This window comes from Fimbriimonadaceae bacterium, from assembly GCA_023957775.1.
GTDB lineage: Bacteria > Armatimonadota > Fimbriimonadia > Fimbriimonadales > Fimbriimonadaceae > JAMLGR01.
The window spans coordinates 42,896-61,949 of the sequence record JAMLGR010000016.1 but is presented as its reverse complement, the minus strand read 5'-3'; the positions used below and the strand labels follow the sequence as shown (position 1 = coordinate 61,949).

Below are 19,054 nucleotides of genomic sequence, written 5' to 3'. Positions count from 1 at the left end.
ACTTCGGTGTCCAACCGGGTCGCTGGGGAGGACCTCTTCCACGGTGCAGAAGAGGTCATTGGCTCAAGTTTGAATCTGGAATCAGCAGTTTGGACGATGAGTCACTCCTCAGGTCTCTCAATCCGCTGAGAGATAATTGAGTGACTTACGGCGCGCTGAAGGCGCGCAAAGGCGAGTTTTAGGTTCAAAATCTGGTCGGGGCGACACGATTCGAACGTGCGACCTCTTCCACCCCATGGAGGTTTGGTCAGGTTCAACGCGATGGATTTGAGTCTACAGACGTCTCAGGAAGTCTCACACCGTCTCTGCGAATTGAGTGACATTTGAGGGACCATGGTCGGGCAAGCCGACCTCAACCAGGGGTGAAAGCGGGGCGGCGGGCACTGGCTGGAGCCGATCGCGATCCTCCATTTTCATATCAGAGACCCGCTGCGCCTTCCGTGGTGGGCTCCCCCGACTGGGTAGGCTCACGGGAGTCTTGGCGCGCGCCCGGGGAAGAGTACTCAGAGTCCGTGCCGGGATCAGGCGGTCGATGCCTTTGCAGATCTGCGCGGCAAGACTTCTAGCTTCATGTGGACTGCCGCCGCATAGCGCAGAAGGAACATCGTGCTCATCGGCCTGCTGCCACGCTCGACCTGCGCGATTCTGGGCTGGGACACGCCCAAGAGCTCGGCGAGTTCGCGTTGCGTCAGGCCCGCTGCTTCTCGCGCGCGAACGAGTTTGAGCCGAAGGGCTTCCGCCTCGTACTCCGCCCGAAACTCAGAATCGGCCTCGCACTGTTCCTTGATGTACTTCTTGATGAAACTCATGGCTTTCCCTTCTTGTGCTGTTCCATTCGACGCCGCGCGGTCTGGAGAATGGCGGCGGGCACTTTGTGCGATTCCTTCTTGTACACAACGAGGAGGGTCAACTTCTGATATCCCTCCCGGGCTTCCGATACGCAGAACAGCGCGCGCCCCTGATAGCTCGCCTTGGCATGCCTGATTCTGTAGATTCCATGGTCATAGAGGTCGATCTGAGCCGGGTATGGATTCCCGGTTTCAACTTCCTCGTAGAACTCCATCAGCGCGGCCAGCTTCGAGCGGTCCTTCGTCGGGAGCGACTCCAACTCGGCAAGAATCACCTCTTCGTCGAACGGCTCGAATTCTCGCCTCACCTACGCATTATAACCGTATAGTTATCACGATTGTTCCCTGTTTCGTCGTGAATTCACTGCAAGGAAGATGTGGCGGACCATCCACACGCCTGCGTCTTGGGATCGTCGTCGAACGCCTCCCGGCCAGCGGCCTGTTCCTGCTCGATGCGCCGAATCGCCTCCGTGACGTCCTCCAAGCGGTCGTGGACCGACCTCACAGCGCCACGGCCTCGTCGAGGATCCGCTCGCGAAACTTGGGTTTCAATCCGCGCTCGGTGGCAACGTGGACAGGCCGCCCGAGCAGCTCTTCCAAGCCCAGTTTCAGCCCAGCATGGTCCAAGAGGCTTCGCCCGGGCCCAAGCACGACAAGGAAGTCCACGTCGCTGTGTTCCGACTCTCCCCTGCGCGCAACGGAGCCGAGGATCCTCACACTGTGGGCACCACAGCGCGCCGCCAACGCCAAGATCTCGGCACGCCTGCGGTCGATCGTCTCTCGGAAGGCCGCCATCAGTTTAAGACACGAGACCAGTCCCAAATTACTTGAACGCCTCCGGGATATGGAGCACCGAAACTCTGGGGATGGGTGACAACAGTACTTGACGAAGATTGCGCCCAGTTCCGAGAACCAGCCCGAGTAGTTTGAGCCACCGCCTGTCCTTTCGCAACTCGTTTCTCAACGCGACGAGCGTCGTACGGTCGATTGGCTCTCGACGCACGAGTTTCAAAAGCCAAGGTCCGCGGCTTCAAGCAGGGCTTTGTGTTCGGCCAGCTGCCGTCGGTACAACTCGACCACCTCCCTTTCAACGCTGGTTCTGGCTAGGGCCTGCGCCAGCGCTAAATCGGAGGATGTTTGTTCGCTGTTCCAACCCTGTGCCGCACGATACAAATAGGGATAGAACCAGTCTGGGACGAGTTCGCGCACCTTCGGAGCCAACTGCACCGCAGAGGTCTCCTCATGGGTCGCACGGTTCAACATCCCGCCCTGCATGATTTGAATCATGAGGGCCGCCGCCTCGAGCCTCTCGGGCGTGTATTCCCAGCACTCGCCTTCTTCCTCGGGGTCGAACACGGTGAGGAAGGGAGCGGGCTCAAACCGCCCCTTCTCGGGGTTGAAGTTGCGCAGACCGAAATAGTACATGGCCTTCGCCTCTTCCGGGCGACCGCTCTTTGCCAGCAGAATCGCGAACTCCATCGCGTATTTGACGAAGTCGCCAAAGCCGGGCTCCAAATCGCCCTTGGCGGCGTTCCAGGCAAACACGTGCTTGTAAGCCTCGATGGCCTCGACGTCGCGTCCCGCGCGCAAATAAACCCTCGCCAACATGAGCCGGGCCCACGAGAAGAAACCTCCCGATCGGGTCGCTTCTACAGCACTGGCGTCCTGCAGTTTCGCGATTGCGGTCTGCACATTGCCGGTTGCTTCCTGCTCACGCCCCTGTTCGATGAGCTCGCGTATCCGCGCCTCTTTCGCGACCTCCACCGGATCCGGCGGAAAAAACCGCTGTTGTGCAGACGCCGGCGACGCAAGCGCCAAGACGGCGAGCATGACCAGGTGCTGACAGTTCAATCGTCTCATTGGGGTGGCACTCCTATGAATTGAAACGGACTAGGCGAGAAAGTGTTCCACTCTGGGAAGAACTTCCAGAAATTCGGCTGGGTCGTTGGTCCGCCACTCTGGGAACTGAGCACCCAACTGCCACTCGTTTTGTCGGCCAGCCCGGTCCAAGTCCATGAGTATTTCGCAAACGGGACCCAGGTTGTTGCCTGGTTCTGAACGGCGGATGGTGGTTTGTACATCGCCCAGACCTCAAACGAGTCGGCGGCGCTGGATAGATACCAGTCGTTACCGCCAGTGCCAAGATGCAAGTTCAGGGGCTGTAACGGCGAGTCTTCAAACTCGCCGTTACCAGGCAGATTCCATCCGGAACTTGGAAGGGGGTAGGGAAACGCGATTTCTTAATAATCCACCACAGGTACTTGATCCAAGTTCCTCGTTCGCCTCCGCCCTTCTCGAATCCGCCGAGGTCCCTTGTCGTCAACCGATCGACGTGGTCGCAATCGATATGCCGCTCTCCCACGAGCCCATCAATTGCCGAGTCTACTTGAGAGAGACACGGGCGAGTGTATGCGTCGTCCCCCGGCTTATCCCTCATCTGAGATCACGGCCCCCATCATCCTCGGAAATGACGCAAACCTCAGAGTCTCGACATTGGCCCGCGGGGTGCCACGTTGCACCCAGCGCCCCTGCACGGCGCCGGTCGGCTCAGGGACGAACTTGAGACTGGGCCTGGAGCGCCTAGCCGCTTCTGCATCCGCGAGGATTCTCCTAAACATCGGGTCCGCGCGATTCGAGTACATCGCGACATTCTCGCTGGCAAGCTCCCTTAATACGGCAATCGACCGTGTCCGATTGCGGGACTTGTACCTTAGCTCGACCCTCGCTTGCGCTACAGAGGTTTCCCAAACCGTGGAGTTGCAAAACCGTGCCGGGACCGGAGCCCTCGAATAAAACACTCAGACTCACCCACTGCACTTCACGCACCTCAAGCGAATTAGATATTTCGACATCGGTAATATCGGCATCCCCGACGATGGCGGTGTAGAAGGCCCACAATCTCATGTCTGGGTCGTACTCCATTGTTGAGCCATGACTCTTAAAGACCCCCATGACACGCGCGTCGGGTGAAGCCAAGAACCACAGATCGTCGTTGGGACCCCTTTTCGAGTGGTGAGCGGAGCTTGCCTCACTCGTGTCGAAAAGCTCGACCAACGACCGGCCAAACTCGGCAACGCTTCGGTGGGTGCATCGGAGAAAGTGGCACACCGGTGATCCGCCGGTTGGCCTCGAGATGCGTACCCAGCACTCGTCGGGATCAAAAATGAGCAAGATGCCCTGATCTCCAAGTCGAACAACTCCTCCGTGAACTCCGACACGACGAGGTGGGGCGCCCCCTCGCTACCCACCGGATGCTCACTAGATTTGACCATTGTGCTAGGGGCCTGACCAACATGGCCCAAGACCTGGCCGCAACGCCTAATATCCCAAAGAGAAGCCGAATCCCATCGTCGAATCCAACGGAGGACTTGGGGCCGGCCATCCGACCTACACGAAACGGACACACTCCAAAGCGGATCCTGGTCCTTGTTCGCTAAGACCCGGATTCCAATCGAGAGACGGGGCTCGGGCCCATCGCGATAAGCGACCCCGTACAAAGCAACGCTCCCGCTCTGTAGTAGTTCTCTCATCGGAAGCAGTGGCGATCCTATCCGATTACCCAGAACACGACATGTACCTAACGGTCTGTCCTCCGTTCCTTTCCGCGCACCCCCGGTAGCGCGCCTGGCTCTGAGTCACCTCCCAACTCCGTCCGCAGAGTCAGATGCAGTGAGTCCACGTGAAACAAGAGCTTCAGGGTAATACCCGTCTTGATTCTCAAGACACCATCCATGTAGATTAGTTCGTTCACGTCATATAGTCTTACTTGTTGCGAGTCGTTCACTTCGATGAAACGAACGTGGTGTATCGTAAGATATTCTGACCTAGGCGACCATCTCTTCTTGAGGAAGCCTTGTTCCTCTTTGAATTCGACGATAACGACTGCTCCTCTCTGAGACAAAACTGAGGGCAGAGAGAAGAAGTGATCATGAAGCACATCAGTTATTATTCCGAGTTCACGTGGGTCACTCACTTCAATGAGCATCACCTTCTCCAGCCCTTGAAGAAGTTAAAGAACCACTTTGGCACGGGGATGCGAGGCAGAATCTTGTGGGAACCATCGACCCCTTTTCGCCAGATAATTGTCTGATAATGGGGCAACTTTCCTCTTTTGCCGAATGAATGATGCGGACCATGGAGTTCGACCTTACCTTCAATTCCTCCAGCTTTCAGACCGCCAATGAGTTCAATCGCAACGATGGCAACATTCCAAGATCCTTTAGAGAATTCGAATCCCGGATCATCCCGATGGGTGCCTCCATCCCATCCATCAATTTGACCGCGGCCGATCAATTCAGTTACTGGGCTGATGATCTCGGCCCCGATGTCGCTCAGAGCTGAGCCGAGAGCTGCTCCCGAAGTTGCGAGCCCTTTCTCCCACACGTCGCCGTCAAAAGCATGGTTCCACCAGGCATCAAAGCCCGTCGGATCCACGTACCTTGTCGGGCTCGCATCGCAGTAACTATACCAATTCCTTCCGGCCTTGACCGGATCGCGTGTCAGGAACCTTCCCGTGCCGGGATCATAGTAGCGATGGCCGAGAAGCGTGAGGCCACTGTCGGCATCCCCCTGGTATCCGTATCCGCCCGCGTATCCAAATCCTGTCTTGGGTGAGCCGCTCGTCGAGGTCAGCATGCCGAAGGCATCGTAGGTGCGGGTCGAGACCGTAGACTCGTTCGCGGCCGTCTGGAGACTCGTGGTGCCCAGATAGTCGTGATGGTCGAACGTCGTCGTGCTCGATATCCGCGAGGAGATGCCGGGCGTCATGGCGGTCGTTCCGTCCGAGAGCACGGGAGCCAGCACACCTGCACCGTCGCGCTTATAGGTGCTGGTTCCCGAGCTGTCGACCTTTCCGACCCGGGTGTCCAGGCCGTTGTACGTGAACGTGTTGGTCGCCGCGCTCGGGTACGTGATCTGCGTGATCCGCCCCTCGTAGTCGTAGGTGAGGCTCGTCGTCCCCGCACTGGTGGTCACGGCGGTCGTCCGGCCCGCCGTGTCGTACGTGAAGCTCTTGACCGTGTTGCCGCCGCTCGTGATCGTGGTCAGCTTGTCGGCATCGTCCACGGTGTAGGTCTCCGTGGTGCCGTTCAGAGTCTTGGAGGCCCTGTTCCCGTTGGCGTCGTATGTGTAGCTCGCGCTGTAGCCGCTGCGCGACTCGCTGACAAGCTGGTCGATGTCGTCGTAGCCGTACGTCGTGGTCACGGTATCGACGGTTTTCTCTTCAAGGTTCCCCGCATCGTCCCACGTGTAGCTCTCCGAGGAGATCGCCGAGGCGCCCGAGGTCTTGTGCACCACCGAGGTGGTCCTGTCGCGCGAATCGTAGCCGTAGAGCGTGTAGACGCCGGAATCGAAGGTTTCTTGGGTGAGGCGCCCGCCGTCGTCGTACTCGAACTCCGTGGTCTCCGAAAACGGGTTCTCGAGCGAAACGAGCCGCCCGGCATCGTCGTACGTGTAGGTCGTCGTGCCGCTGGCTTGGACCATCGTCGCCCTGCGCCCTGGCAGATCGTAGGTGTAGTCCATCGTGCCCTGCGGCGTTTCGAGCTCGGTGACCTGGGAGGCGTCGTCGTAGGTCCACTCGGTGGTACCGGTGGCGTCGGTCATCGATGCGAGCCGATCCGCGCCATCGTAGCCGAACGAAGTGTCCGTGCCGGCCGGGTAGTCCACCGCCGTCTGCCTGCCCGCATCGTCGAACGTGTAGTAGATCACCTGGGACAGCGGGTTCGTGTAGGCCGTGACGTCCCCATTGCCGTTGTAGCTCCACTGCTCCACCGAGCTGTCGGCAAGGGTGAGCGTGGCAGGCTCGCCGCGGTTCGTGAACGTGTAGGTTCGCGTCTTGCCGCGGCCGTTGGTCACGGTGGTGCGCCTGTCCGCCGCGTCGTAACCGTAGCTCTCCGTTTCGCTCTCGGCGTTCGTCACGCTGGTCGGGCGCCCGGCGTTGTCGTACGCGTAGGTCGTGGTGTGGCTCAGCTCGTCGGTTTGCGTCAGGATCTGGCCGGTCACCAGGTACGTGCGCTCCAACGTGGAGGCATCCTCATGGGTGAACAGAACCGGACGGCCCCAATCGTCGTACTCCACCTCCTCGGTGTTGGAGTTAGCATCGGTCACGCTCGTCAGGTGCCCCAGATCGTCGTAGACCAGGACGGTTTCGTTTGAGAGCGGATCGGTGATGCTCGTGAGGTTTCCGTCGGTGTCGTAGCCGAGCGTGGTCTCCTCGTCGAGGTAGTTCGAGCTGGAGGTGATCTGGCCGTAGGCGTCGTAGCCGTTGGTCTCAATGGTCCGGTCCACTGGATCGGTGACCGTCTCCAGATTCCCGTTGCCGTCGTACTCGAACACCGTCTCGTTGTCCAGCTCGTCCGTGGCCGTGAGCACCTGGCTGAACGAGTTGTAGGTGAAGGTCTTGGCGTGCGAGAGCGGATCGGTGACCGAGGTGACGTTGCCACTCGAGTCGTAGGTTAGCGACCAGCTCTTGCCCCGCCGGTCGGTCATTGCGGTGACGTTGTTGTTCGAATCGCGGCTTGTGAAGCTGACCGAGAAGCTCGACTCGTCGACGCGGCTCGTGAGTTTGCCGCTGGAATAGTTGTCCACGCGCGTATGAGAGAGCGGATCCGTTCGGGTCGTGGCGCCGGAGGAGTAGCTCACGCTCACCTGGTGGCTCAGCGGGTCGGTCTCGGTGGCAAGCGAGGCGTCGGTGTTGTAGGTGAACGACCAGGTCTTTCCGCGCCGGTCCGTATGGCTGGCGATGACGTGGCCCGTGCCGTAGGTGAAAGTGTCCGAGTAAGCGACCGAATCCAGATCCGGCCACTCGATCTCGGTCAGTTCGTTCGAGCCGTTGTAGGAAAACTCCCACACCCGGTCCAAGGGATCCGTGATCGAGGTGATCCGGTGGCTGCCGTCGTAATCCAGATCGATCTCCCTGCCCGTCGGGTCGGTGATGGTGGTGACGTAGTTGTTGGCATCGAGCGAGAGCGTGATGGCGTTGCCGTTGCGGTCTTCGATCTGCCCGCAGAACCCATCGTCGTTGAACGAGTAGACGGTGCCGTCCTTCCTCGTTAGCGTCCAGGTGTCGTTTCCGTTCTTGACCAGATCGTCGTACGTCCCGGCCGGGGCGATGTAGGTCGTCGTTCCACCATCGACGTGTTTGGTGAACGCGATGCAGAGTCCGTCGCCCCAGTGGACGATGGGATTGCCCGTGAGGTTGTTGATGTAGATGTCGTAGGTCCAAGTCCAGTGGTGCCCCAGCTCGTCGACATAGCTCGATTGCGAGTTGTTGTAGAGCGTGAAGTCCAGGACCATGCCGCCCCTGCACTTCCAAGAAAGCAGCGGCACAGCGGTCAGCTTGTTGCCGCAACCGGAGTTGACGATGCCGTAGTGGGACGGGAACGCTCCCTCCCAGGGAAAGGTCGTTCCCGGCGCCGGGTCGACCGAGAGGGTGTGCATGCCCGCCATTGGCGAGGGCTCGAGGGAGGCTTGAAGCCGGTCCACATTGGCGGTCTCGAAATCTGAAAGCGTCTGTTTGCTCCAAATGCCTCTGCCGCGCGGGTCCCGGCTCGGATGCGCGCCGAGATACGGTGCCTTGGGGGCTTCGGTGTACTGGCCGGGCCGCAGACGGAAACCCTGCAGCGCGGTCGAGATCCCAGAGTAGGTGTACGCGATGCCGGACCAAGAGCTGCCCAGCAGCAGCGTGACGCACAAAACGAGTGAGAGAAGGCGGTTGGCAACCAATCCGATACGCATGTCCTAAGACCTCCAGGTACTGGTTAGGATAAGGACTTGGGGGGGGGGTATGTCAATCAGGAATAGCCGGTAATTTTACTGGTTCAGCGAAAATGACGAATGGGGACTTCGGTGTCCCCACGACGTCTTCGCCCCGCGCCAACTTCGCTCGTTGCGTACTGGACGGTCCTCACGGCAACGACCTCATGCCGAGACGATTGGGAGGATCTCTTCCACGGTGCGGAAGAGGTCATTGGCCCAGAACTGAACCTGGAATGAGCGGTTTCGACGATGAGTCTCTCATCAGGTCTCTCAATTTACTGAGAGAAATTTGAGAGACTCGCTGAAGAATCCAAGGGGTTCACACCGGATACGTGGGAGTTTTAGGTTCGAAATCCTGGTCGGGGCGACACGATTCGAACGTGCGACCTCTTCCACCCCATGGAAGCGCGCTACCAAACTGCGCCACGCCCCGACGACGTGAAAGGAGATTCTACCCCCGAGGCGGGAACGGTCGGCGACCTTCCCGATTCCATCGGGACGCGCTACCAAACTGCGCCACGCCCCGACGACGTGAAAGGAGATTCTACCCCCGAGGCGGGAACGGCCGGCGACCTTCCCGATTCCATCGGGACGCGCAGGCCAAACAAGAGAAAGGGGCACCCCCGGACCGAGGCACCCCATCCCTAACGAACCGACAAGCGAGCGAGACCTACGCGCTCCTTCGGCGACGGCGCATCATCGTCACGACGCCGACGCTCAGCACGGCCATCGAAGCAGGCTCCGGAACCGGCGTGCCGTAGACCCTCTGGATTCCGGCAATATCGTCGGCGTGCAGGCTTCGGCGCGCTCCGGCGTAGACCGGCTCCATCACACTTCCCGTCACCGTCGAGTGGCCAAGACCCAACGCGTGGCCGATCTCGTGAAGCGCGATCGTCGCAAAGTCGATGCTGCCCGAACCCGCATTGGGGTTGTCCACGTAGCCGAAGGCCGTGTTGAAGTGGACGTCGCCGCCCAAGGTTCCCCAGGAAACCGTGGCTTCGGTGCCCGGTGTGTACGCGTGGGCGATGACGCTGCCCCCGCTGAATCCGCCGATCGCGGCGAACCGCATGTCGCCCAAGTGGCCGCCCGATGCTTGCGAGGCGCCGCCGTTCACACCGCCGTCGGCCACCATGCCGAGGTTGGTGAAGTTGCAGACCGCCGCCCACGTGTCGATCGCCCAACCGATGGCCGCGATCTCCTCCGCGGTGCTCGAACCGCCGATCAAACCGCCCAGACTCGTGGTGAGCGCGCCGGCGTGCGTTTCCGCACCCTGCATCCCAAGGCCTGCGCCCATCACGGACCAAGTGGCCCCGCCGGGCGTCCCCAGATTCGGAGACATGTCCTGGGCCGTGTTGGCACCAGGGGCCCACTTCATGGACAGAAGCGAGTAGGCGCTGCCAGATGCGGCCAGCGCCAACGCGCCGGCAACGCAGAGAATCGAACGGGTGCGATGAATATTCATGATGAAGAAGCCTCTCCTTTCAGGGGCGAACTCCGCCCATGGCCGTTAGACGGGCAATTGCAACTCCGCAGCGGGGCTTCTGATGAAATCCGGCAGGAGTGCGGGCCAGTGAAATCTGCGGGTCCGAACAAAAAAAGAGGGCGGCCCGGGCCGCCCTCTCACTTTGCTCGACCTCGGCTCGTCTATCCAGTCCGCTTGCGTCGGCGGGCAGCCGTCAGGAGCGCCGCAGTCGCCAAAACCATGGTCGCAGGCTCGGGCACGGGCGCCCGCGCGCCGTAGATGGCCTGGATCCCCGCGATGTCGTCCGCGTGCAACGTGTGCCTCGGTCCCGCGTAAACCGGCTCCATGATGCTCCCCGTTACGGAGGAGTGACCCAGGCCAAGCGCGTGGCCGATCTCGTGGAGGGCAACCGTGTAGAAGTCGATCGTACCGCCCGAACCATCCCCCCACGTGTTGCCGTTGTCAAAGTGGACGTCGCCAAGGATCGTCCCGCCAGCTCCGTTGAGCGTTTCCGTGCCAGGCGTGTAGGCGTGGGCAAGCACATTGGGGCCGGCTCCGCCGTCGATGAAGATCGAGGCGAACCGCATGTCGCCTAGATGACCCCCCGAAGCCTCCGAAGCCCCCCCATTCACGCCGCCGTCCGCGACCATGCCGAGATTGGTGAAGTTGCATACAGCCGCCCAAGCGTCAATAGCAGCACCAATCATCGCGATCTCATCGCCGGATGTCAAAGCGGTCAACGACGTCGTAAGGGCTCCACCGTGGGTCTCATAGCCCTCCATCCCCAACCCGGCCCCCATGACGGACCATGTGGCAGAACCAGCGGTCCCAAGGTTGCCGGCCATGACTTCAGCCTTGTTCACACCAACGTCCCACTTCTGCGATAGCAACGAATAGGCGCCCGCCTGACCTACGACCACCAAGCCCGCGAGCACCAGCAAGGAACGCCCCAATGTCGAATTCTTCATCCAATCCCCCATCCGCCAACTGCGACGGAAAGAGAGATTGTAACAATTCGATGCATGAGGTTCCAAGGGCTCGGCCGCCGATCTCGCACTTTTTCCGGGTACCGAATTCCGCGGACCGGAGCCCTCAGACTCGCAGGGCGCGCGCGCGCCTCGCGTAATAGCGCGGGGTGGGGCGCGAGCCTGTGGCCCGGCGCATCCCGTGGTAACGCCTCCACGTCGCCACCGCGGACTCGTGGGCCCCACAAGCAAACTCCATCTCCGCCAAGGCCTCCAACAGGTACAGCACGTCGGTTCTCCACCCTGCGGCCTCGGCGATGGGAATCTCTTGGGCGAGGAGGACTCTCCCGGCTTCCGGATTGCCTGAAAGCTCCGCAAGGCGCGCACGTGCTACCGAAACCATGCCTCGCGAGGCACCCTGCTCTCCCGGGAGCTGGAGCGCTTGGGCCTCTCCAAAACATCGAAGCGCAAGCATCTCCTCGCGCGCCTCGGCCGCCAACACCGCAAAATTCGTCCAAAAGTGAAGGCGCGTGGCCCGATCCCAACTCGACTCGATTCGGGCCATCGTATCCATGTGACGCAGTGCGCCACCGTAATCGCCGAGGTCCCAATCCAGGCAAGCCAGCGCGTTGCCCGCTTCGCCGTCGCGGCTCGCTCCCGTGGAGGAGGCCAGCGCTCGTCCCATCTCCTGGGCCGCTCCCAACTGCCCCATCTCGCACAGGGTGAACAGCGCTTTGGCCATCCCCGAGACAGCCCCTGCGCGACTCTTGCGATGGTGCGCCAGACGGATGGCCTTCGAGGCAGCCGCCAAACTGGTCGCCCAACTCGCCGTCCGATGGTACAGCTCGGCTTGAACCAGAAAGAACTCGAGCGTCCAGAGGTCGCGGCGATCCCGGGGTCTCACCAACGCCAGCAACCCTGCGAGGCGGTCCGGCGGGAGTTGCAGAGCCGCGGCGCGTCCTCCCAGAAGGATCGCCCGGGCCACGTCGGGGTCCCCGCCGGCGAACGCCTCGACGACCTGCGCAAAGGCTTCGAGCCGGTCCGTCGCTCGAGGGGGCTCCGCGGGACTCCACTGCGCCCGCATGGCATCAACCCAGGGGTGCTCGAGGTCGGGAACCAGATGCACGCGGTCGAGGGCCATGTCCGTGGCAGGAGCCACGCTTAACCGCCAAGTCCCGGGCGCCAACCGCAGATGCTCCGTGTTCGATTCCAGTCGGTCGGGACCGATCCACCGCCTCAACCGCAAGACCGCCTGCCTCAAGGCGATGCGTGCGCGCGAAGGGTCTCCCTGCGGATAGAGATTGCCCGCGATCTCGGCGCGGTGGCTCCACCGCTGCCCCCTCTGGCAAAGTCCGAGGAGCAGCACGGCGACCGTCTTCGACGGGGGAGGAGGCAATGGGACATCCCCGCAAGCGACGGTCAACTGGCCGCCGACCTGGATCCTCAAGACCCGATCCCGTTCCACGGCAGGCATTTTTGCGAGAACCCGTGCATTCGCCAGGCGATCACGCCTGCGTCACGCACGTCCCTCCCACCATTGTGGCAGGGATAGCATGAAAGGAGAGAAGGCGATGAAATACGGACTAAGAGAATTGGCGCTGGCAGCGACGATGTTGACCGCCGCTACAGCGGGCGCGCAATGGGTGCAGGGCGGCAATGGCCACTGGTTCCAGGTCGTCCTGATTGCTGGCACGGACCATTCCTGGAGCGCGGCGCGCGCCGAAGCTCAGGCGATGACCGGCCCCCAGGGTCAGGCCGTCGATTTGGCCACGCTCACGTCCGAAGCGGAGAATGCCTTCGCATTCGGGCTGGCCGACAACCCCATCTACTGGGCGATCGATGCCTCGAACAATAACCAAGGCCCCTATCTCGGCGCGTATCAGCCTCCCGGCTCGAGCGAGCCCGCAGGGGGCTGGACCTGGGTGACCGGCGAGCCGTGGTCCTTCACCCAATGGGCTGGCAACGAGCCCAACAACAACGGCGGCGACGAGAGTGTCCTCCAGTTCTTCGCGAACGGGACCGGACGCGCGGCCACTTGGAACGACATGACCGATGCGCCTGGCGGCCCACAACTCGCGTTCGTCGCCGAAGCCGTTCCCGAGCCCGCTTCGATCGCCGCCCTCACGCTTGGCCTTGGCGTCCTCGTCGGACGCCGGCTCAGACGCCGGTAACTGCTCGTTTCACTCTCGGGCGACCCGTGCAAAGGAGAGAAGGCCGCCCGTTCGGAATCATCCGGCGGGCGGTCTGAACGGGCTTCTTAATGGGCGGGGCGCTGTTCCAGAACGAGGCGTCAAAGAAGCCACAAGATCGTCGGCGATTTCGCCCCGCAGAGCCTCATCCACTCCACCACGCATTTGTACCGTATCGCTCCCTTCCGCCAACGCGTAACGTTTTTGTCACGTTCACACGCCCTACAATGGGCGTCTCCTCCACCGGGGGATAGGAGGTCTTTTGAAATGACGCTTTCAATTCGCACAACGGCTCTCGGGGTCGTCTTGTCTGCTTCCGTGTTGTCGCAGGCGGGGTGGGTGCAGTGGAGCAGCGGTTCCGGTGGGAACGATCACTGGTACCAGGTCGCGCTGATCACCGGCGACGACAGTTCGTGGAGCGCCGCCCGCGCACAGGCCCAGGCTCTCGGGAGCGGCTCGGACCTGGCGACACTCACTTCGGCTGCGGAAAACTCCTTCGTGTTCGATCTCGCCAACCATGCGGAGTTCTGGGCGATTGATGCAGCTGGCGCCCATCAAGGCCCCTATCTCGGCGGCTTCCAGACCCCGGGCTCCAACGAACCAGACGGCGGATGGGAGTGGGTGACCGGCGAGGCATGGTCCTACACCAACTGGTCGCCCGGCGAACCCAACAACTTTGGTGGACAGGAGAACGTGCTTCAGCTGTATGGTCTCCACGGCCGCGAAGCTGTATGGAATGACGTAGGCGATGGAGATGGTGGCCCGCAGTTGTCTTACGTCGCCGAAATGGCGTCCGCACCGGTCCCCGAACCCGCAACCATGGGACTCGTTGCTTGCGCGTTGGCGCTCGCACGAAGCCGGCGACGAACCTGATCTGACACAGAATGGGGAGGGAGAGTAGGCCGCCCGCCGGAATCATCCGGCGGGCGGCTCGAACGGGCTCTCAGTGCAGGAGGACACAGGCCCTTCGCAAGAAGTAGCGTGGGTTCGGGCGCGATCCGGAACTGGAGCGCATCCGGCCGTACCGGAGCCAGGTGGCGGCTGCGAACTCGACGGAGCCCGACCTTGCCTGCATCTCCGCGAGCGCCTCCAAAGCGTACATCCGGTCGATCGCCCAGCCGCCCTCCTCCAACTCCCTTACCTTGGCGTCCAGGCGACGCGCGGCCTCGAGGGGCTCGCCCTGAAGTTCGAGTAGACGGGCGGTGGCGATGTCTGCCGAGGCGCCGAGCCATCGAGTCTGGCCCTCCACGTAGAGCTGACCCAGCTCGACCGTGCAGTCAGCAGCCAACTCGAGGGCCCTCGCCTCCCCGGCCAGCACCGCACGGTTCGTCCAGTAGTGAATCCGCGTCGACCGGGGCCAACCGCGCTCGAAACGCGCCATCCCATCCATGATCTTCAGCCCCAAGTCCAACCGGCCGCTGTTCCAGTGGAAGCATGCCAGCGCATTGGAAGATTCGCCATCGCCGGCAAGCCCATCCAAACGCGCCTGCAGCACGGCAGCACACTCCGCGGCCTCTCCCATGTGGCCCACCTCGCAAAGGCTGAAGAGGCGCTTGGCCATCGCCTGAACCACACCCAATCGGCTCTTGCGATGGACCGCGTGCCGCTCAGCTCGTGCCGCCGAAGAGAGACTCCGATGCCAGGACATCGCCCTGTGGTGGGCCTCTGCCAACAGCATCAGATAGCCAAACACTTCGGGATCGCGGCGATCGCGGGGGCGCACTTCGGACAACAGATCAAAGAGCTGGTCGGGCGAGAGGCGAGAGGCGAGGTCGACTCCACCCACGAGCAGCGCGCGCGCCTCGTCCCGATCCACGCGGGCGACACGGTGCACGAGGTTCGCAAAGGCGTCCTCCACCGACGGCTCGTGCGGCCTCGACGACTCTGGTCGATCGCCCGGCAAGCGAGCCAACCAGGAGTGGTCCGGGGCGGGAAAACTCACCCCGCCCGGCGGGGGTGGGGCCAGAGGCTCGAACTCGAATCCTGGAGCAAGGCGGAGATGGGTTCTGGTGACTTCGAGCCGATCCGCGCCCACCCACCTTCTCAGTCGGGACAGCGTTTGGCGCAGGGAGACCCTGCGATTCGACGGGGTCGACTCAGGATAGAGCTTTGCGGCCAGTGTCTCCCGCAGACTCCAGGTCTCTCCGGAGTGGCACAGGCCGATCAGCAGCGCGAGGGTTGCGCGGGTCGGAGGAGCCGGCAGAGGCTCGTCACCGCGAAACACCGCCACCTCGTCCCCGCCCACCACGCGCAGGACAGCCCCATCGCCTCCACGCATTTCTACCGTATCGTCTGCTTTCGCCACCGTGTCACGCTCTTGTCACGCAATGAACACCTATCTTATCGGTGCCTCCACTGGGGGAAAGGAGTCTTGAAGTGAAAAGACCATTGAAATCCATGGCGCTGGCCGGAGTGATGGCGGCCGCAGCGATGTCGCAGGCGGGTTGGGTGCAGTGGAGCAGCGGCGTGGGCGGCAACGACCACTGGTACCAGGTGGTCCTGATCGCAGGGAACGACAACTCGTGGTCCGAGGCCCGCACGCAGGCCCAGGGCCTGGCGGCAGGCTCGGATCTCGCGACCCTCACGTCGGCCGCCGAGAACGACTTTGTCTTCAACCTGGCCAACAACCTTGTCTACTGGGGCAACGACGCCGCCGGCAACAGCCAGGGCCCGTACCTCGGCGGGTACGAGATCACCGAGGGGAACTGGGCCTGGGTGACGGGCGAGACGTGGTCGTACACCAACTGGGCCGGCGGCGAACCGAACAACAGCGGTGGAAGCGAGAATTGGCTCCAGTTCTTCGGGCACGGGCTCAACAACCCCTACGGGACGTGGAACGACATCAGCAACGGCATTGGCGGACCGCAGAAGTCCTATGTCGCCGAGACCGCCCTTGCCCCCGTCCCCGAACCTGCGACGCTGGCCCTTGCCGCCAGTGCGTTGGTGCTCGCCAGACGTCGCCGCAAGCGATAGCCTCCGCGAACTCCTATTTCGGCGCGGCCATCAGCGGCGTGCGCCCCATCTGCGTGAAGTAGCGCCACGCCATGTCCGCGTTGGGGACCTGCCTGCCCTCGAGGTTCGGCTGGTCGAGCGTCCCCGCCTTGCGGGTGGAGACCGCCGCCTCCGTGGCCTGGTTGTTGGCCGCCTGAGCCGCGGCGAGCGTGAACCAGCCGGCCGCGTACTGCGGACCCGCAGCCGTCGCAGCCCGAGCGAAGCGAAGGCCCTCATCGTTCTTGCCCTGCCGCATCGCGGCCAGCGCGAGGCCGGTCAGGGCCTCGAACGAATCCTCTTTGCACAGAAGCGCGGTCTCGAAGAGCACGCGCGCCATGCGAAGCTCGTGGCCCTTGTCGGTATCGGACAGGTTCGCGGACTGGGACATCGCCATCGCGTTGTTCGCGCGCTCGATGTAGGCGTCGTAGTTCGTAGGCTCGGCGAGCACCGCGCGCTCGAAGTACTTCCGGCTGTCGTCGTAGCGGTTGAGCTTGAACGAGAGCGCGCAGAGATACGTGTTGACGATCGAGCTGCCGCCCTGGTCGCGCGCCAGGTCCGCAGCAAGTCGGGACAGCACGCCCGCGTTGTTGCGGCGGAGCGCGATGTACGCCTGAGCGGTGCGCACGCCGAGGTCCTCCGCATCGGAGAGGATCGCTTCGCGCATCATGTCGTCGGAGCCCGTGGGGCTCCCGAGGTGCGATTCTACCACGGCCATCAGCGCGTAGCCGTAGGCGTCGAGGCCGCCGAACTTCACCACGTCGTTCAGCGTGCTGCGGGCGTCCGTGATACGCCCGGCGCGGAGCTGGGCGTAGGCCACGCGGTTGGCGATCGCGTTCGCCGTGTTGTCCTTGCGAAGCGTGGGCAACAGCGCGTTGATGGCCGCGGAGTAGCGGCTCGCCTCGATCGCCATGTCGGCATAGCGAAGCTGGTTCGCATCCGTGACGGGCTGCAATTTGTCCAAAGAGGCTTCGAGCGACTTCCGCCGGTTCGTCACCGCCGCTTTCAGAGCGTTTTGGATCGTGGTGATCGTCTGGTTCCGGTCCCCGCCGCGGTTGTACGTGTTGAACGCTTGCTGGAGGCTGATGACCGAAAGCATTTCCAGCGCTTCGATGTTGTCGGGCTTCTCGGCCAGAACGTCTTCGGCGTAGCGCTGCGCGGAGTCGAGCACGCCCTTGCCCATGTACGCCCGGGCCATGGCAAGCCGCGCAGGCTCGTAGTCCGCCTTGATCTTGAGCGCGACGCGAGCCGCGAAGATGGCCTCGTCCCAATTGCTGACCGCGAGCGCATCCTGGGCCTTCTGGACGTGGAAATCCGCGCCTTTGGAAAGTCCGTTGTCCACGCGCAGGGTCAGGGCCTTCCGAGCCGGGTTGCCCTCTTGCGTGTGGGCGACGAACGCGACTTTGACCTCGCCGTCGTCGAACCCGAGCGTGTCGACCTTGAACTCGTAGGGGGTGCTCGTGTCGTTCTCCCGCAACGCGTCGCCGACGTAGAACTCGACCTGGACGACCGGGCTGTCGGATTGGACCGTGACCCGGAACGTCTTCTCGCCGGAAACAACGTCGCCGTCGTTGGCGTTGACGTTGATTTGCGTCGGTGCGGCCGAGAGACCGAGAACTGCCAGAGCGATGAGTTGAGAGATCATGATCGTGCGCCTCGCGTGCAGGGGTGCAGGCACGTTTGCCTGCAACATCCTTCAAAACAACAGTATGACGAACGGCGCCGACAAATCATTCGCACCGAAGCCACGACAAACGACAAACGACCAACGACCAACGACTCTAAAGTGCCGGGTCCCCGCGCTCGCCCGTCCGCACGCGCAGGACATCCTCGACGCGTTCGAGGAAGATCTTGCCGTCGCCGGGCTCCCCGGTGCGGGCGTTCTCGAGGACCGCTTCGACGACCGCCTCGGCGAGGTCGTCCGGCACCACGACCTCGACCCGCGCCCGCAGCGGAAGCGCCACGAGGTGCTCCTCGCCCGCGAACCAGTTCGACCGTTCCGGCGAGTTGCCGGTGCCGCGGACGTCCGCAACGTTCATGCCGGAGACGCCCAGGGCGGCGATCGCGGACTTCACCTGCTCGAGGCGGTGCGGGCGGATGGTGCATGTGATGCGAATCATCTTCGTTGGTCGTTTGTCGTTGGTCGTTTGTCGTGTTTTTACACGCGCCAGATGCGGTAGTCGCGCCAGTGGCGCACGGTGCGGATGGGATAGGTGATGAAGTTCAGGATATCCCGGTAGAGGTCCACCACCGCGGCGGCCTCCTCGCCCAGGCGTCTGCGGGAGAGCAGGGACGCGAGGTCGTAGACCCAGTAGAAGAGCATCCCGAAGTTGAGGGCGAGCGCCTCGGTCGAGACGAGGGAGGGCACATGGCGTAGGGTCGCGACGACGGCCAGAGCCACGGAGGAGACCAGGGCGCTGATCACGAACTGCCCGACGAAGCTCAGGTCCCGCCCGCACAGCATCGCAAAGAGCCAGGCGGCCGCGAGCCCAAACAGGGGCGACCACGCCGGGAACCCCACCGCGAGCGCCTCCTTGACCACCCACCCGAGGGCGAGGAGAACCAGAGGGAATAGAACGAGCGAGATCTTCTGGTCGAGGGCGGAAGGTTTGGTGAACGTGCGCACCAGGCTCAGCGTGGCGAGAGCCGCGAGAAGCATCAGGGCGGCAACCCCCAGGCCGGGACTGGCGAGAGGCGCGATCGCGACGCCATAGACGAGCAGCACCGAGCCGACATGCATCGTCGCCACTCGCCGAACGAACCCGAGCATCACGGGATACCGCTCCTCGGCAACGTTGCCGGGAATCTCGATGGGTTCGGGAACGAAGGGCGGAACGTTCAAGAGTC

Annotated in this window: 16 protein-coding genes and 2 tRNA genes; 3 read left to right on the top strand and 15 right to left on the bottom strand. The window is 62.6% G+C overall.

Annotated elements, in window-relative coordinates; all coding sequences use genetic code 11:
* Positions 1-521: 521 nt before the first annotated feature.
* The 11 genes from M9921_13225 to M9921_13175 all read right to left on the bottom strand — a co-directional run bounded on the left by M9921_13225 (position 522) and on the right by M9921_13175 (position 12,495).
* Positions 522-809: a helix-turn-helix domain-containing protein gene (locus M9921_13225; protein MCO5297807.1), complete on the bottom strand. Its 288-nt coding sequence runs from the start codon at positions 807-809 to the stop codon at positions 522-524.
* Entirely contained in the window at positions 806-1,156 is a 351-nt protein-coding gene (locus M9921_13220; protein ID MCO5297806.1) for a type II toxin-antitoxin system RelE/ParE family toxin, read from the bottom strand. Before M9921_13220 ends, M9921_13225 begins: the two co-directional genes overlap by 4 nt.
* 53 nt (positions 1,157-1,209) lie before the next feature.
* A complete protein-coding gene (locus tag M9921_13215) occupies positions 1,210-1,353 on the bottom strand; it encodes a hypothetical protein (protein ID MCO5297805.1) in 144 nt (47 codons plus the stop codon).
* Entirely contained in the window at positions 1,350-1,643 is a 294-nt protein-coding gene (locus tag M9921_13210) for a nucleotidyltransferase domain-containing protein (GenBank protein MCO5297804.1), read from the bottom strand. The genes M9921_13215 and M9921_13210 overlap by 4 nt, the downstream gene beginning before the upstream one ends.
* Positions 1,644-1,856: 213 nt before the next feature.
* A complete protein-coding gene (locus M9921_13205; protein ID MCO5297803.1) occupies positions 1,857-2,708 on the bottom strand; it encodes a hypothetical protein in 852 nt (283 codons plus the stop codon).
* A gap of 2,124 nt (positions 2,709-4,832) precedes the next feature.
* Positions 4,833-8,582: a hypothetical protein gene (locus tag M9921_13200; protein ID MCO5297802.1), complete on the bottom strand. Its 3,750-nt coding sequence runs from the start codon at positions 8,580-8,582 to the stop codon at positions 4,833-4,835.
* A gap of 377 nt (positions 8,583-8,959) precedes the next feature.
* Positions 8,960-9,036, bottom strand: a tRNA-Pro gene (locus M9921_13195).
* Positions 9,037-9,060: 24 nt separating this feature from the next.
* Positions 9,061-9,129, bottom strand: a tRNA-Ser gene (locus M9921_13190).
* A gap of 144 nt (positions 9,130-9,273) precedes the next feature.
* Positions 9,274-10,065, bottom strand: coding sequence for a matrixin family metalloprotease (locus tag M9921_13185; GenBank protein ID MCO5297801.1), 792 nt, complete (start codon positions 10,063-10,065; stop codon positions 9,274-9,276).
* Positions 10,066-10,247: 182 nt separating this feature from the next.
* Positions 10,248-11,033 (bottom strand): matrixin family metalloprotease, encoded by a 786-nt coding sequence (locus M9921_13180; protein ID MCO5297800.1) that lies wholly within the window; start codon positions 11,031-11,033, stop codon positions 10,248-10,250.
* 124 nt (positions 11,034-11,157) lie between these two features.
* Positions 11,158-12,495, bottom strand: coding sequence for a hypothetical protein (locus M9921_13175; GenBank protein MCO5297799.1), 1,338 nt, complete (start codon positions 12,493-12,495; stop codon positions 11,158-11,160).
* A 106-nt stretch (positions 12,496-12,601) separates the two neighbouring features.
* Here M9921_13175 and M9921_13170 point away from each other — a divergent pair, with 106 nt between their 5' ends.
* Both M9921_13170 and M9921_13165 read left to right on the top strand, forming a co-directional pair.
* Positions 12,602-13,201 (top strand): PEP-CTERM sorting domain-containing protein, encoded by a 600-nt coding sequence (locus M9921_13170; GenBank protein MCO5297798.1) that lies wholly within the window; start codon positions 12,602-12,604, stop codon positions 13,199-13,201.
* 357 nt (positions 13,202-13,558) lie between these two features.
* Complete coding sequence (locus M9921_13165; GenBank protein ID MCO5297797.1) at positions 13,559-14,092, top strand: hypothetical protein; 534 nt, start codon at positions 13,559-13,561, stop codon at positions 14,090-14,092.
* A gap of 70 nt (positions 14,093-14,162) precedes the next feature.
* Here M9921_13165 and M9921_13160 read toward each other — a convergent pair whose 3' ends face one another.
* Positions 14,163-15,497, bottom strand: coding sequence for a hypothetical protein (locus M9921_13160; protein ID MCO5297796.1), 1,335 nt, complete (start codon positions 15,495-15,497; stop codon positions 14,163-14,165).
* A gap of 98 nt (positions 15,498-15,595) precedes the next feature.
* Here M9921_13160 and M9921_13155 point away from each other — a divergent pair, with 98 nt between their 5' ends.
* The gene (locus M9921_13155; GenBank protein ID MCO5297795.1) at positions 15,596-16,192 is read left to right on the top strand and encodes a PEP-CTERM sorting domain-containing protein; all 597 of its coding nucleotides are present in this window, start codon (positions 15,596-15,598) and stop codon (positions 16,190-16,192) included.
* A gap of 13 nt (positions 16,193-16,205) precedes the next feature.
* Here M9921_13155 and M9921_13150 read toward each other — a convergent pair whose 3' ends face one another.
* From M9921_13150 to M9921_13140, 3 genes are all read right to left on the bottom strand, one after another.
* Entirely contained in the window at positions 16,206-17,852 is a 1,647-nt protein-coding gene (locus M9921_13150) for a tetratricopeptide repeat protein (protein MCO5297794.1), read from the bottom strand.
* Between the two features lie 136 nt (positions 17,853-17,988).
* Positions 17,989-18,327 (bottom strand): P-II family nitrogen regulator, encoded by a 339-nt coding sequence (locus tag M9921_13145; GenBank protein MCO5297793.1) that lies wholly within the window; start codon positions 18,325-18,327, stop codon positions 17,989-17,991.
* Positions 18,328-18,365: 38 nt separating this feature from the next.
* The gene (locus M9921_13140) at positions 18,366-19,049 is read right to left on the bottom strand and encodes a hypothetical protein (protein ID MCO5297792.1); all 684 of its coding nucleotides are present in this window, start codon (positions 19,047-19,049) and stop codon (positions 18,366-18,368) included.
* Positions 19,050-19,054 lie beyond the last annotated feature (5 nt).